Source organism: Streptomyces sp. NPDC013317 (assembly GCF_055563155.1).
Genome location: NZ_JBVHDX010000005.1, coordinates 128,074 through 142,267 on the forward strand (window position 1 = coordinate 128,074; position 14,194 = coordinate 142,267).

Sequence of the window (14,194 nt, forward strand, 5' to 3'; positions counted from 1 at the left end):
TCAGCCCCCCTGCACGGCGGTGAGGATCTCGACCCGGTCGCCCTCGACGAGGACGGTCGCGGACCACTGGCTGCGCGGCACGACGCTCTCGTTGACGGCCGCGGCCACGCCCGACGGCGCGGCCGTCAGCGTCGCCACCAGGGCCTCGAGGGTGGTGGGCCCGACGAGGACACGCGCCTCGCCGTTGACGGAGACGTTCGCCGGGCCGTCCGCCGGTGTGCCGGGCGGGGTGCTCGCCGGCGTGCCGGCCGGGCTGTTCGTCGAGACGTTCATGCGGGCTGCTCCTGTCGTACGGGGGAGAAGCGGCGGGGAGTGAAGGGTCGGGCCTCGTCCGGGAGCACGCCCGTGGTGAGCAGCTCGGCCATGACGTCGCCGGTGACCGGCGTGAGCAGGACCCCGTTGCGGTAGTGCCCGGTGGCCAGCTGAAGGCCGGGCAGCGCGGTGGGGCCGAGCAGGGGCGCGTTGTCGGGGGAGGCGGGCCGCAGACCCGCCAGGGTCTCGGTGAGCGGCAGCTCGGTGAGTCCGGGGACGAGCTCGTGGGCGTCCCGGAGCAGCTCGTAGACCCCGCCCGCCGTGACGGTGGTGTCCCAGCCCAGCTCCTCGCTGGTCGCGCCGACCACCAGCTCACCGCTCTCGCGGGGCACCAGATAGACGTGGCTGCCGCGGACGACGGCGCGGACGGTCCGGGACAGGAACGGGGCGAACGCGGGCGGCACGGTGAGCCGCAGCACCTGACCCTTCACGGGGCGTACGGGAGGCAGGACGTCCCGCGGCACGCCGGCGAGCCGCCCGCTGAGGCTGCCCGCGGCCAGCACGACCTGCTCCGCGGTGAGCTCGGAGCCGTCCGCGAGCACCACGCCCGTGGCCCGGTCCCCTACGACCGTCAGCCGCTCGGCGAGATCCCGGTGGAAGACCACCCCGGCCCGCTCACAGGCGGTGACCAGCGCGGCGGCGAGCCGGCGCGGATCGACCTGGTGGTCGCCGTCGACCCGGAGCCCGCCGCGCACGCCCGGCGCCAGCATCGGCTCCAGGCGCCGGCATTCGCGCCCGCTGAGCCACTCCGACTCCAGGCCGCAGCGGATCTGCAGGGCGTGCAGCTCGCGCAGATGCGCCCGGTCGTCGGCGTCGAGGGCGACGGCGAGCGTGCCGGAGGCGCGGTAGCCGACGTCCTGTCCCGTGGCGTCCCGGAGTTCGGCGACGAACTCCGGATAGCGGCGCGCGGAGGCGAGGTTGAGGGCGAGCAGCGTCTCCTCGCCGTAGTGGAGTTCGGTGACGGCGGCCAGCATCCCGGCCGCCACCCGCGCGGCCCCGCCGCCCGGTTCGGGGTCCACGACCGCGGTGCCCAGCCCGCGCTGCGCGGCCCGCCAGGCCGTGACCAGGCCGATGATTCCGCCTCCGACGACGAGAACGTCCGAGGTACTGCGTGTACGCGACATGGGCGTCCAGCCCCTCCCTTCGCCGGCATGACCCGGATCAGGTTCGTACGGTCGGAGGCCGGTCAGCCTCCCTCTCAGCCCGGTGCGTCCGGGCTCCCGCGAGTGCTCTACGTTGACGGTCAGCGTAACCCCCGCCCCCGACGCCCAGTAAGGGAGCCTCCGTGACCCGCCCTCCCGTCTCCGGCCACCACCCTGGACCGACGGGCCCCGCCCCGGCTGCTCCGTCCCTCGACGGACTCGTCCTCGTCCCCGTCGCCGACCAGGCGCCCGGCCAGGTCGGGACGCGCACCACGTTCACGTACCACGAGGAGGACGGCCGGATCTGGGCCGAGTACGCGGGCGGGGACGTGGTCCGAGGGAGTCTCGTCGGCACGCGCGCGGGGGACCGGCTCGACTTCCGTTACGTGCAGTTGAAGAGGGACGGATCGACCTCTTCCGGGCATTGCGTCTCCACCGTCGTCGAGCTGCCCGACGGCCGCGTTCGACTGGAGGAGAGCTGGGCATGGGAGTCCCAGGAGGGCTCCGGCACCAGTGTCGTGGAGCAGCAGTCTTCCTGACGTTGCGTCAGATACGTAAGGTGATCGGGTGAGCGAGCAGAAGCAGGCACAGCAGCGGGTCGTCGTCGTGGGTGCCGGGATGGCGGGGGTGCAGACCGCCGTCGCCCTGCGCGAGCAGGGCTTCACCGGCGCGGTCACCCTCATCGGGGCCGAGCCCCACCAGCCCTACGACCGCCCGCCCCTCTCCAAGGCGGTCCTCCTCGGCAAGGCCGAGGACTCCGCCTTCGACGTCGACTTCGAGGCGCTCGCCATCGAACTGCGCCTCGGCGTCGACGTGACCGGGCTGCGCGCCGGCGCCCACGAGGTCGACACCGAGGCCGGGCCCGTCCCGTACGACGTCCTGGTCGTCGCCACCGGCGCCGAACCCGTCACCCTGCCCGGCACCGAGGGCGTGCCGGGGGTCCATCTGCTCCGCACCCTCGACGACGCCGCCCGCCTCAAGCCCGTCCTGGAGCGGCGGCACGACATCGTGGTGGTCGGCGCCGGCTGGATCGGCGCCGAGTTCGCCACCGCCGCCCGCGAGGCGGGCTGCGCGGTCACCGTCGTCGAGGCCGCCGACCGCCCGCTCGCCGGCGCGCTGCCCGTCGAGGTCTCCGCCCCGATGACCCGCTGGTACGAGGAGAGCGGCGCCGAACTCCTCACCCACGCGCGCGTGGACCGGATCGAACCCGGCACGGTGCACCTGGCCGACGGCCGGCGGCTGCCCGCCGACGCGGTCGTCGTCGGCATCGGCGCCCGGCCCGCCACCCGCTGGCTCGCCGGCTCCGGCATCGCCCTCGACGCCGACGGCTCGGTCACCGCCGACGACCGGCTGCGCACCTCGCTGCCCGACGTGTACGCCGTCGGCGACTGTGCCTCGTTCCCCTCCGCCCGCTACGGCGCCCGGCTCCTGGTCCACCACTGGGACAACGCGCTCCAGGGCCCCCGTACCGTCGCGGCCGACATCATCGGCGAGACCCCCGGGGTCTACGACCCGGTGCCGTACTTCTGGTCCGAGCAGTTCGGCCGCTTCGTGCAGTACGCCGGACATCACGCCGGAGACTCCGAGCTGGTCCACCGAGGGGATCCGGCCGAGCCCTCCTGGTCCGCGCTGTGGCTGCGCGACGGCGCCCTGGTGGCCCTGCTCGCCGTCGGCCGCCCCCGCGACCTGGCCCAGGGGCGCAAGCTGATCGAGTCCGGCGCGCGGCTCGACCCGGAGCGCGCCGCCGACTCCACCGTCCCTCTGAAGGCGGCAGTCCTGTAGGGGGTGTCTCGCCGATCATGCCGGGCTCGTCGGCGAGACACCCCCTGGGCCCGACTACCGACTGTCAGTCCGGGATGGCAGGCTTGTCCCGTGACCGAGATTGACGCAAAGACCGATGCTCTCGTCCCCGCCTGGCTCTACCTCCCCGACATCGCGGAAATGCTCGACGTCGAGGTGACGCGCGTGCGGCAGCTGGTCAAGGAGGGCCAGCTCATCGCCGTACGCCGCGGCGAGAACAAGGCGCTCCAGGTGCCCGCCGCCTTCATCGACGGCGACAAGGTGGTCAAGGGGCTCTCCGGGACCCTGACCCTCCTGAAGGACGACGGCTTCTCCGACGAAGAGATGCTGGAGTGGCTTTTCACTCCCGACCCGACCCTGCCGGGCACGCCCGCGCAGGCCCTCAGCGAGAATCGCGGCACGGAGGTGAAGCGCCGCGCCCAGGCGCTCGCCGTCTGACGCACCGAAGACACCACAAGGAGTCCCCGGGGCCGGGTCCGCCCGGCCCCGGGGCCACCGCACTCAACGGGGGGAAGCACCCATGTCCACGTCTCGCGCGCAGCTCGCCGACGCCCGGCTCTACCTCTGCACGGACGCCCGCCGGCGCCAGGGCGACCTGCCCGAGTTCCTCGACGCGGTGCTCTCCTCCGGCGTGGACATCGTGCAGCTGCGCGACAAGGGCATGGAGGCCGGCGAGGAGCTGGAGCACCTCGCCGTCTTCGCCGAGGCCTGCCGTCGCCACGGCAAGCTGCTCTCCGTGAACGACCGGGCCGACGTCGCCCACGCCCTCGGCTCCGACGTGCTGCACCTGGGCCAGGGCGACCTCCCGGTGCCCGCCGCCCGCGCGATCCTCGGCGAGGAGATCCTCATCGGGCGGTCCTGCCACGCCGAGTCCGAGGTGGACGCGGCCGCGGCCGAGCCCGGCGTGGACTACTTCTGCGCCGGCCCCTGCTGGCCCACCCCCACCAAGCCCGGGCGGTACGCCCCCGGCCTCGGCCTCGTGCGCCACGCGGCCGCCCTGGAGCAGGACCGGCCCTGGTTCGCCATCGGCGGGATCGACGAGACCAACCTGGACGAGGTCCTGGACGCGGGAGCGCGCCGGATCGTGGTCGTCCGGGCGATCACCGAGGCCGACGACCCGGCCGCGGCCGCCGCCCGGCTGGCCAAGCGGGTCCGCGAGCGCCTCCAGCCGGCGCCCCGGCCCTCACCGGCCGGTTTGTCGTAACGTCCGAGAGGCCCACCCGTCCGCTGGGTGATGTCCAAAATCGTGTCCATTACTCGGACGCTTCTTCGTCGGCCGTGGCACCCCGTCTAACCTGCCGGTATGGCCCTTGGTACCGCTTCCACCCGCTCGGACCGCGCGCGAACGGTCCGCGACATCCTCGCCTCCGGCGGGCCTTCGTACTCCTTCGAGTTCTACGCGCCCAGGACCGAGAAGGGCGAGCGAAGCCTCTGGAACGCCCTGCGACGGGTCGAGGCGGTCGGCCCCAGCTTCGTCTCCGTGACGTACGGAGCCGGCGGCTCCACCCGCGGCGGCACCGTCAAGGCCACCCAGAAGATCGCCGGCGACACCACCCTCACACCCGTCGCCCACCTCACCGCCGTCGACCACTCGATCGCCGAGCTGCGCAACGTCCTGGGCCAGTACGCCGACGCCGGCATCCGCAACATGCTCGCCCTGCGCGGCGACCCGCCGGGCGACCCGCTGGGGGAGTGGATCGAGCACCCCGAGGGCGTCCGGTACGCCGCCGACCTGGTCCGGCTGATCAAGGAGTCCGGCGACTTCTGCGTCGGCGTCGCGGCCTTCCCCGAGATGCACCCGCGCTCCACCGACTGGGACACGGACATCCGTCACTTCGTGGACAAGTGCCGGGCCGGCGCGGACTACGCCATCACCCAGATGTTCTTCGACCCCGAGAACTATCTGCGGCTGCGCGACAGCGCGGCGAAGGCCGGCTGCGAGACGCCGATCATCCCCGAAGTCATGCCCGTTGTGAACGTGAAGACCCTCGACCGGCTGCCCCAGCTGAGCAACGCGACCTTCCCCGCCCATGTGAAAGACCGCATCCTCGCCGTCAAGGACGATCCGGCCGCTGTACGCTCCATGGGCATCGAGTTCGCGACGGAGTTCTGCGCGCGTCTGCTCTCCGAGGGTGTCCCCGGACTGCACTTCATCACGCTGAACAACTCCACCGCGACGCTGGAGATCTACGAGAATCTCGGACTGCACGTGCAGTCGTGACCGGCGTACCCGCCCCAGACCCGCGGCGGTGGCCGTAGGTAGGAGAGGGGCGGGCATGGGGTGGACGGTCCTCTACATCGCGTTCGGTGTCGTCGCGTTGTGGCTGCTGGGTGAGGTGCTCCTGCAGTACAAGGCGAGGCTGCGCTGGCGCGTGCTCGCCTTCTGCGGCTTCCTCGGAGTCGTCCTCGGCGTGCTGATGCCGTCCGTCGCGGTGATCATCGTCGGCGCGGTGGCCTTCGCCGTCGGCCAGACCTACGTGACCCTCTCGTTCCGGCGCGGCTTCTCCACCGGGTGGGCGATCGGAGGCAGCCCCGGCGCGAGCCGGCGGCGCAGGTCCGGCGCGCCCGTCGAGGCCGGCCCCACCCTGGAGGTCAGCGACCTCTCCTACGAGCAGGCCGACCCGTCCCCCGCCGAGACCACCGCCGTCTACGAGCCCCAGCCGCTGCCCGAGGACACCGGCCAGTACGGCGTCTACGACACCTCGTACGACCACTCCCAGACCCCCGCCGAGGCGCCGCAGCACACCTACGGGGAGTACGACGGCTACGGCACGCAGGGCACACCGGGCTACGCCCAGCAGCCCGGCGGCTACGAGGAGCAGCCCGGCTACGCGCAGCCCGCCTACGACTACGGCACCGGCCAGCAGCAGTACGCCGCCTACTCGGACCCGTACATCGGCCCGACCACGGACGGCCAGCAGTACGCCGCGTACGACTACGGCACGGACGGCCGGCAGCAGCCCTACGCGGACCCGTACGCCCCCTCGTACGGCTACGACACGCCGCCCGGCGGGGTCTGGGTGCCGCAGCAGCGCGACAGCGAGCAGCCCGCGCAGCCGCCGCACCAGGGCTACGAGAACTACGAGCCGTACAACAACGACCAGCAGTACCGGTACTAGGAGTGTCAGGCGGCTCCCGGCCTCACCGGGAGCCGCGGAAACCGTCGCCCTCCACGATCAGCCCCGCGACCAGCGCGCCCGACATGCCCGCGTGGGCGAGCCCGCCGCCCGGGTGGGACCAGCCGCCCGCGAAGTACAGCCCGGGCAGCGGAGAGCGGTTGGCCGCGGGCAGGAAGGCCCCCCGGCCGCCCGCGAGCGCGGGCCCGGGCACCTCGGAGGCGCCGGTCTCCCGCAGGGTGTCGTCCGGGGTGCGGACCTCCTGCCACAGCAGCCGTTCACGCAGCCCCGGCACGGCCGGCTCCGCGGCCGTCACCATCCCCTCGGCGATCTCCGCCCAGTCGTGCTCCGGGTACAGGTTCACCGTCGCGGTGAGGGTGACCGACTCGTGGTCGTCGTCGGGGCGGAGCGAGGGGTCGCCGGGCCGCAGCACGGTCGTCGTCGGGCGGTCCGCGGTCGCGTGGACGACCGTACGGTGCACGGCGTCCGCCTCCCGCGCGCCGCGCAGGGCCAGACAGACCGTCATCCGGCCCGTCCCGCCGTCCTGGTAGCGCGGCCACTCGTCCTGGCGTTCCCAGCCCACGACGTGCTCCCGGTACAGAGCGGGCACAGGGGCGCCCGCGACGACGTGGTCCGCCTCGACCGCCTCGCCCCCCGCCAGGACGACGCCGGCCGCTCTGCCGCCCCGCTCCGTCACCCCGGAGACCCCCGTGTCGAAGACGAACTCCACCCGCCGCTGCAGACACCGCTGGTACACCGCGTCCGCGAGCGCCCGGATTCCGCCGTCCACGTACCAGGTCCCGAACGTCTGCTCCATGTACGGCAGGACGGCGGCCGCGGCGGGGGCGGTGGCCGGATCGAAGCCGTAGGCCCAGGCGTACGCGTCGAGGAGCGCGACCAGCCGGGGATCGCGCAGCTCCCGCGCGCCGACCTGCGCGAGCAGGGTCGTGGGGCGCCGCAGCAGCCCCGCCTTCAGGGCCGGGTACGGCTCGCGGGCCAGGGGCGAGGCGTCCGCCGTCTGCGGCTCCTCCAGGAGCGGGCGGCGCGTGCGGTCCCAGGCCTCGCGGGCCCGGACCAGGAAGTCGCCCCAGCGCTCGCCGGCGCCCGCGCCGAGCGCCTCGTCCAGGGCGGAGACCGTGCCCGCCCGCGAGGCGTTCGGCAGGTCCACGCGGGTGCCGTCGGCGAAGACGTGACGGCTCGCCGGATCGACCTGCCTCAGCTCGACGCAGTCCTCCAGCGGCTCCTTGCCGGTCTTGACGAAGAGATCGCGGTACACCGCGGGCAGATGCAGCAGCCCGGGGCCGGTGTCGAAGCCGAACCCGTCCCGCTCGAAGCGGCGCACCGCGCCGCCGTACGTCCCGCCCCGCTCGTACACCGTCACCCGGTGGCCCGCCACGGCCAGCCGGGCGGCGGTCGCCATGGCGCCGAGACCTGCGCCGATCACCACAATCCGTGCCATGTCAGCGACCTTATCGGCCGTCACCGACCGTCAGGCCGGGCGCCCCTGTCAGTAGGGAGGGACCCTCTGGGCCTCCGTCGCGGCCAGGCGCCGCTCCTCCCGCCGCTGCGCTCTCCGGCGCAGGAAGCGGCGGATGCTCCGGGCGAGGACGACGAGTATCACCAGGCCGAGCAGGAGCAGGACGGCCGCGATGATCGCCGCCACCTCCGGGTTGAACAGGGCGAAGGTGATGATCCCGGCCACTCCGAGGTCCTCCGCCGTGCTCATGGCGATGTTGGAGAACGGCTCGGGCGAGGTGTTGATCGCCATCCGGGTCCCCGCCTTGACGAAGTGGCTCAGCAGGGCGGTGGTACCGCCCACCGCGCCCGCCGCGAGCTCGGGGATCGATCCGGACTGGCCGGCGAGCAGCGCGGCCACCACGGCGCCCGCCACCGGCCGGATCACCGTGTGGACCGAGTCCCAGACGGAGTCGACGTAGGGGATCTTGTCCGCCACCGCCTCGCAGAGGAACAGCACCCCGGCGACGATCAGGACGTCGGTGCGCTGGAGCGACTCGGGCACTTCGTCGGTGAGACCGGTCGCGCCGAAGACGCCGAGGAGGAGGATCACCGCGTAGGCGTTGATCCCGCTGGCCCAGCCGCTGGTGAAGACGAGGGGGAGTACGGACACGCCCGTGATCGTAACCAGGTCTGAGTACCCGTACCTATACCTCGGTTTGAGTAGGTACGCGGATGGGTTCCGACCTGCGAAGACGAGAGAGTGGGGACCACGGAGGGGGCGCGGCTCCGGCACCGCCGACACGGGGTGGCGGAACGGGGTCGCGTGCCCGACGGCACGGGGGTGCAACGGGGGTTGCAGGAAACGGCGGACGGCGAGGCTCGGGGGGATCGAGCCTCGCCGTCCGCCGTGTCTGCCGTCCGCCGGCGGTCAGCGGCCGCTCACGCGCCCGTGCAGCAGCCGGGACAGCGCGCTGTGGACGTCGTCGATCGAGCGCTCCCGCTGGAAGGCCTGCCAGTCGAGTGCGGCCACCAGGACCATTCCCACCAGCGCCGCCGCGGTGAGCGGGATGTCGATCTCGTCGCTCAGCTCGCCCTCCGCGACTCCCTCGCGCAGCACGCCCTCCACCACCGCGACCGCCTGCTGCCGGACCACCAGCAGGGTGGAGTTCCAGGCGCGGTTGGTGCGCCAGAGCTCGGCCACGTACAGCTGGGTGAAGGCCGGGTAGCGGTCGATGAAGAGCAGTCCCGCCCGGATCATCGCGTCGAGCGCGTCGACCCGGCTCCCGCCGCGTTCCGCCGTCTCCTCGGCCGCCGCCCGGAGGGAGGCGGTGAGGAGCCCGACTCCGTGCCGCAGCAGCTCCTCGAACAGCTCGGTCTTGCTCTTGAAGTTGTAGTAGACCGTGCCCTTGGCGACGCCCGCGCGCTCGGCGATCTCGTCCACCGTCGTCGCCGAGAAGCCCTGCTCGGCGATGAGGGTGACGGCGGCCTCGTAGAGCTTCGCGCGCGTGGCCTGGCGTCTGGTGCTGCTGCTGTCCATGGGCTCGATTCTCACAGGTCTCGCGGGTGCCACAGGGCCGGATTCACAGGGTCAGATCGGGGTGGAGCCGGTCCAGCGTCCACACCTGCTTGCGCCGCGCGGAGACGGCCGTCAGCGCCAGCGCACCCACCGTGAAGGCGGTCAGGACCGCGCACGCCTGCCAGACCGGTCCGATCCCGCCGCCCGAGATCAGCCGGCGCAGCGACTCGACCACGTAGCTCATCGGCAGGAACGGGTGGATCGCGTTGAAGAAGCCGGGGCTGGTCTGTACGGGGTAGGTGCCGCCCGCCGACGTCAGCTGGAGCATCAGCACGGCCAGCACCAGGATCCGGCCCGCCGCGCCGAAGCGGGCGTTGAGCCACTGGATGATCGCGGCGAAGCAGCAGGTCACCAGGGCCAGGAAGCCGACCGTGCCGGCGGCCCGGGTCATCTGCAGGCCCAGCCCCCAGTGCAGGACCGACATCAGCGCGGCGACCTGGAGCAGTCCGATGGCCGCGACGGGCAGCCAGCCCGCCAGGGCGATCCGCCAGGCCGAGGCCCCCGCGGCGAGCGCGCGCCGGTTGAGCGGCTGGATCAGCATGTACGCCACCATCGCGCCGACCCAGAGGGAGAGCGGGATGAAGTACGGGGCGAAGCCGGTGCCGTAGTTGGGCGCCTTGTGGAGGGACTGGGAGGCGAGTTCGACGGGGTCGGCCATGACCTCCGTACGCCGGTCGCGGTCCTGCTTGTCGTAGTCGGGGATCTTGGCGACGCCGTCCTTCAGGCCGGTGGCCAGCTCGCCCGAGCCGTCGGCGAGCTTGAACAGGCCGCCGTCGAGCTCTCCCGCGCCCTTCTTGAGCTTGCCGACGCCGCTGTCGAGGTTCGCCGAGCCGGTCTTGGCGCTGGTCAGGCCCGTGTGGAGCTCGTCGGCACCCTTGGCGACCTTCTGGGCGCCCGCGTTCAGCCTGTTGATCTTCTTGACGGCGCTTTCGAGGTCGTCGTCCAGGTGCGGGGCGTCCTTGGCGAGCTGATCGGCCTGCTTCTGGACCTCGGCGAGCCGCTTGTCCAGCTTCTTCAGGTCGCCGTCGCTGTCCTTGGTCAGCTCGTGGAGGTCGTCGGCGATCTTGGCGACGTCGTCGGCCGAGGTCTTGGCCTCCTTCAGCACCGAGCAGGCCTTCGGGTCGGGCAGCGGGTTGTCGACGCAGCTCTTCTTGTGGAGGGCCGCCAGCTTGTCGTCCGCGACGTGGGCGGCGCTGCGGGCGATCGGGGCACGGCGGACCACGTCGTCCAGGTCGTGACGGACCGCGCCTGCGGCGTCGGAGACCAGACGGGCGGTGTCGCCGATCGTCTTGCCGTTGTTCCTCAGATACGGGCGGACCTTGTCGGCCTTTCCGTTGACCTTGTCCGCGAGCGCCTTGGTGCCGGCGGCGACCTGCCGGGAGCCGGTTTCGAGGTCGCCCGCGCCCTTGTCGAGCTTCTTAAGACCGGAGGAGAGGTTCCCGCTGCCGGTCTTGGCGTCCTTCAGCCCGTCGGCCAGGCTCTTGGAGCCCTTCTTGGCCTTGTCCACGCCGTCCTTGAGGTCGCCGGCACCCTTGGCCGCGTCGGCGGTGGCGTCGTGGATGTCGGAGAAGGAGATGAAGATCTTGTCGAGGAAGGAGCGCGAGGACTTGGTGGAGGCCGCGGTGCGGACCTCGGAGAAGACCGTCCGCGAGATCTGCCCGACGATGTAGTTGTTGGCGTCGTTCGTACGGACCTTCAGCGCACCGGTCTCGGGGGTGTCGCCCGAGCTGGAGGCGATCCGGCTGCTGAAGTCCTCGGGCATGGTCAGGGACAGGTAGTACGTCCCGTCCTCGACGCCCTTGCGGGCCTCCTCGTCGCTCACCTGACGCCAGGCGAAGACCTTGCTGTCGAGCAGGTTCTCGGTGATGTCGTCACCGGCGTTGATCTTCTTGCCGTCGGCGGTGGCGCCCTTGTCGGCGTTGACGAGCGCGACGGGTATCCGGTCGAGCCTGCTGTACGGGTCCCAGAAGGACCAGAGGTACAGCGCTCCGTAGAGCAGCGGCAGCAGCAGGATCGCGACGAGCGCGGCGCGCGGCAGCTTCCCCCTGCCGAACCGCTTCAGCTCAAGCGCGGCCAGTTTCGGCGAGCGCATCGGCTTCCCCCTCCTCGGTCGTGTCGTCGTTCGCGTCACCGGCGTCGGCGCCGGCGGTGGAGACGCCGGTCGCGTCTCCGGCCGTGGCGTCGGCGGTGTCTTCGGCCGGGTCTTCCTCGGCCGGGTCTTCTGCGGTCGGATCTTCTCCGGCCGGGTCTTCTCCGGCCGGGTCCTCCTCGGTGTCCCCGTCCGCGCCGGCCGTCGTCTTCACGGCGTCACCGGACTCCGGGGTGTCCTCGGGGGTGCGGGGTGCCGTGGTGACCTTCAGGGCGTCCTCGGGTGCCTCGCTGCACACGGCGAGCACCGTCGTCCCCGCGTCGGCGATGGAGCGCAGGAGCGCCCACGCCTCGGCCCGGTCGGCCGCCGAGAGCTTGAGGTCGGTGTCGTCGAGGGCGAGCAACCGGGGCCGGCCGATGAGGGCCAGGGCCACGGACAGGCGCAGCGCCTCCAGGCGCTCCAGGTCCCGTACGGAGGTCCGCTCGCCCTTCGGCAGGGCCTCCAGGTCGAGCCCGGAGGCCTCCAGCGCGGCGTCGATCCGGGCCCGGGTCGCGGCGGCCCGCTCGCCGGGCGGCCGCAGCAGCGCCCGGACGGCCCCGTCGTAGCGGCGCTGGAGCAGCGCCCGCTCGCGCAGGTGCTCGGCGACGGTGAGGGAGGGGTCGAGGTCGCTGACCCCGGGCACCGGACCGAGCGAGCTGATCCGGCGCACGGCGGCCATCCTGCGGGGCAGCGGGTGTCCCGCGACCTCGGCGTGGCCCTCCTGCGGCTTCATCCGGCCGGTGAGCGCGAGCAGCAGACAGGTGCGGCCCGAGCCCGACGGCCCCTCGATCGCGACGAGCGCGCCCGGTTCGGCCCGGAAGCCGACCTCGCGGAAGACCCAGCCGCGTGGTCCCTTCAGCCCGAATCCGTCCGCGACGACGGCTGCGCCGTGCGGCTCCGCCGGGTTCGCTTCCACCGGCCCACCCCCAACTTCCCCGTTTTGAACTGACCAGTCAGTTCAAAAACTTACCCCTTGATCCTCGTTCTCGGCAAAACAGCAGGTCAGCGCAATTGTCAGTGGCGCCCTTCACGATGGACACATACGGACACAGAGCCGTCACACGACGACAGGAGGCTCGTCATGACCAGCTCCTCCGCAGCAGCCGCGCCCAGGCGCCGCCCCGGAAGCCGACCCGCCCCCGCACTGGCAGGACCACCGTCCGACGTCCACCCCGTGCTGCGCCGCTCCACGGCGCCGCCCGCCGCCCTCGACCTGCTCGCCCAGGCCCGTACCGGGCTCGAAGAGGCGGCCGCCCTCGACCGGCCCAACGAGCGGTACGCCACGGCCCACCTCGCCGCCCTCCGTACCGCGGCCGCCGTGCTCGCCGTCCGGGGCCGCCCCGAGGCCGATCCCCGCAAACGGGCCAGGATCCGCAGCGCCTGGGAGGTGCTGCCCGAGACAGCGCCCGAGCTCGCCGAGTGGAGCGCCCTCTTCGCCGCGGGCGCCGCCCGCCGGGCACGGGCCGAGGCGGGCATACCGGGCGCCGCGACCGGCCGGGACGCCGACGACCTGATCCGGGACGCCGCGATGTTCCTGCGCCTGGTCGAGCGGCTTCTCGTCCTCCAGCCCGTGCTGCCCCGCCAGACCGGCGCCGGCGAGGCCACGGGGTGAGCGGCGGTTGATCGGGGCAGCGCGGCCGAGGCCATAGGGTGGGAGGCGTTCGTACACCGTCACCGAGGAGTCAACAGCCGTGTCGGACCCTTCCCCTGTCTTCGGTCGAGAGGCGTCGTCGCGCCCGTCGCGTGCCTCCCTGCGCACGGCCGTCGTCTGGGACGTCCTCAAGGACGCCCTCGATCGCCGGGTCAAGGCCACCGGGAAGGACACCCTGGATGTCCTCGACACGGGCGGCGGCTCCGGGAACTTCGCCGTGCCGGTGGCCCGCCTCGGCCACCGGGTCACCGTCGTCGACCCCAGCCCCAACGCGCTGTTCGCGCTGGAGCGCCGGGCCGCCGAGGCCGGCGTCGCCGAGCGGGTCAGCGGGGTCCAGGGCGACATCCGGGGCCTCTTCGACGTGGTCGGACGCGACGGCTTCGACGTGGTGCTCTGCCACGGCGTCCTGGAGTACGTGGACGACCCGGCCGAGGGCGTACGGAACGCGACCGCGGCGCTCCGGAACGGCGGCGCGCTCAGCCTGCTCGCCGCGGGCGTCGGCGGTGCGGTCCTCGCCCGCGCGCTGGCCGGGCACTTCACCGAGGCCAGGAACGCCCTCAGCGACCCGGCCGGGCGCTGGGGGACCGGCGACCCGGTGCCCCGGCGGTTCACCGCGGAGCAGCTCACCGAACTGGCGGGCACGGCCGGTCTGGACGTCGGTGCGGTGCACGGCGTACGGGTCTTCGCCGACCTCGTCCCCGGGGTTCTCGTCGACACCGAGCCCGGCGCGGCCGAGGCGCTGCTCAAGCTGGAGGCCGCCGCGGCGGAGCTCCCCTCGTTCCATGCCATCGCCACCCAGTTGCACGTCCTGGGGGAGAAGCCCGCCTGATACCTCGGTCGCGCCGCTGATCAGCGGCGCAACCGCACATGGAGTACGCCACAGCACCTCCGGTCGCGGGCTTTCCCCCGTATGATCGGGGGACACCGTCCGGCATGACGGGCAGGTTGCCGGGGAATCAACGCCTCAGCAACCGAACCGCATGGCGGCCCGGTCTGGCGAATAGGCGTTGA

Annotated in this window: 15 protein-coding genes and 1 riboswitch; of the genes, 8 read left to right on the forward strand and 7 right to left on the reverse strand. The window is 72.9% G+C overall.

The genetic code is table 11. From position 1 onward, the window contains the following. Together thiS and thiO are read right to left on the reverse strand one after the other, a co-directional pair. Complete coding sequence (gene thiS, locus ACZ3IJ_RS16170) at positions 1-273, reverse strand: sulfur carrier protein ThiS (protein ID WP_467468599.1); 273 nt, start codon at positions 271-273, stop codon at positions 1-3. Then, entirely contained in the window at positions 270-1,436 is a 1,167-nt protein-coding gene (thiO, locus tag ACZ3IJ_RS16175) for a glycine oxidase ThiO (RefSeq protein WP_467468600.1), read from the reverse strand. The genes thiS and thiO overlap by 4 nt, the downstream gene beginning before the upstream one ends. After that, positions 1,434-1,546: riboswitch (TPP riboswitch) on the reverse strand. It overlaps the preceding gene by 3 nt. 51 nt (positions 1,547-1,597) lie before the next feature. Between thiO and ACZ3IJ_RS16180 the strand changes: the two genes are divergently transcribed. From ACZ3IJ_RS16180 to ACZ3IJ_RS16205, 6 genes are all read left to right on the forward strand, one after another. Next, on the forward strand, positions 1,598-1,993 hold the full coding sequence (locus ACZ3IJ_RS16180; protein WP_467468602.1) for an avidin-fold protein: 396 nt from the start codon (positions 1,598-1,600) through the stop codon (positions 1,991-1,993). Positions 1,994-2,021: 28 nt separating this feature from the next. Then, positions 2,022-3,236 carry an NAD(P)/FAD-dependent oxidoreductase gene (locus ACZ3IJ_RS16185; RefSeq protein WP_467468604.1) on the forward strand — a complete coding sequence of 405 codons (1,215 nt, stop codon included), beginning with the start codon at positions 2,022-2,024 and terminating at the stop codon, positions 3,234-3,236. Between the two features lie 90 nt (positions 3,237-3,326). Continuing rightward, positions 3,327-3,692 carry an Rv2175c family DNA-binding protein gene (locus tag ACZ3IJ_RS16190; RefSeq protein WP_352191823.1) on the forward strand — a complete coding sequence of 122 codons (366 nt, stop codon included), beginning with the start codon at positions 3,327-3,329 and terminating at the stop codon, positions 3,690-3,692. A gap of 82 nt (positions 3,693-3,774) precedes the next feature. Further along, positions 3,775-4,458: a thiamine phosphate synthase gene (gene thiE / locus ACZ3IJ_RS16195; RefSeq protein ID WP_467468606.1), complete on the forward strand. Its 684-nt coding sequence runs from the start codon at positions 3,775-3,777 to the stop codon at positions 4,456-4,458. Positions 4,459-4,557: 99 nt separating this feature from the next. After that, entirely contained in the window at positions 4,558-5,475 is a 918-nt protein-coding gene (gene metF / locus ACZ3IJ_RS16200) for a methylenetetrahydrofolate reductase [NAD(P)H] (RefSeq protein WP_391797833.1), read from the forward strand. Between the two features lie 55 nt (positions 5,476-5,530). Beyond that, positions 5,531-6,373: a hypothetical protein gene (locus ACZ3IJ_RS16205; RefSeq protein WP_467468608.1), complete on the forward strand. Its 843-nt coding sequence runs from the start codon at positions 5,531-5,533 to the stop codon at positions 6,371-6,373. A 22-nt stretch (positions 6,374-6,395) separates the two neighbouring features. Here ACZ3IJ_RS16205 and ACZ3IJ_RS16210 read toward each other — a convergent pair whose 3' ends face one another. The 5 genes from ACZ3IJ_RS16210 to ACZ3IJ_RS16230 all read right to left on the reverse strand — a co-directional run bounded on the left by ACZ3IJ_RS16210 (position 6,396) and on the right by ACZ3IJ_RS16230 (position 12,448). Further along, complete coding sequence (locus ACZ3IJ_RS16210; RefSeq protein ID WP_467468610.1) at positions 6,396-7,829, reverse strand: phytoene desaturase family protein; 1,434 nt, start codon at positions 7,827-7,829, stop codon at positions 6,396-6,398. Positions 7,830-7,877: 48 nt separating this feature from the next. Further along, positions 7,878-8,498 (reverse strand): DUF4126 domain-containing protein, encoded by a 621-nt coding sequence (locus tag ACZ3IJ_RS16215; protein ID WP_467468612.1) that lies wholly within the window; start codon positions 8,496-8,498, stop codon positions 7,878-7,880. A 258-nt stretch (positions 8,499-8,756) separates the two neighbouring features. After that, positions 8,757-9,365, reverse strand: coding sequence for a TetR/AcrR family transcriptional regulator (locus tag ACZ3IJ_RS16220; protein ID WP_467468614.1), 609 nt, complete (start codon positions 9,363-9,365; stop codon positions 8,757-8,759). A gap of 43 nt (positions 9,366-9,408) precedes the next feature. Next, positions 9,409-11,496: a YhgE/Pip family protein gene (locus tag ACZ3IJ_RS16225; protein WP_467468616.1), complete on the reverse strand. Its 2,088-nt coding sequence runs from the start codon at positions 11,494-11,496 to the stop codon at positions 9,409-9,411. Further along, positions 11,468-12,448, reverse strand: a complete 981-nt coding sequence (locus ACZ3IJ_RS16230) for an ABC transporter ATP-binding protein (protein WP_467468618.1) — start codon at positions 12,446-12,448, stop codon at positions 11,468-11,470. The genes ACZ3IJ_RS16225 and ACZ3IJ_RS16230 overlap by 29 nt, the downstream gene beginning before the upstream one ends. Before the next feature lie 165 nt (positions 12,449-12,613). Here ACZ3IJ_RS16230 and ACZ3IJ_RS16235 point away from each other — a divergent pair, with 165 nt between their 5' ends. Next, complete coding sequence (locus ACZ3IJ_RS16235) at positions 12,614-13,144, forward strand: SAV_6107 family HEPN domain-containing protein (protein ID WP_467468620.1); 531 nt, start codon at positions 12,614-12,616, stop codon at positions 13,142-13,144. A 79-nt stretch (positions 13,145-13,223) separates the two neighbouring features. Further along, entirely contained in the window at positions 13,224-14,012 is a 789-nt protein-coding gene (locus ACZ3IJ_RS16240) for a class I SAM-dependent methyltransferase (RefSeq protein ID WP_467468622.1), read from the forward strand. Positions 14,013-14,194 lie beyond the last annotated feature (182 nt).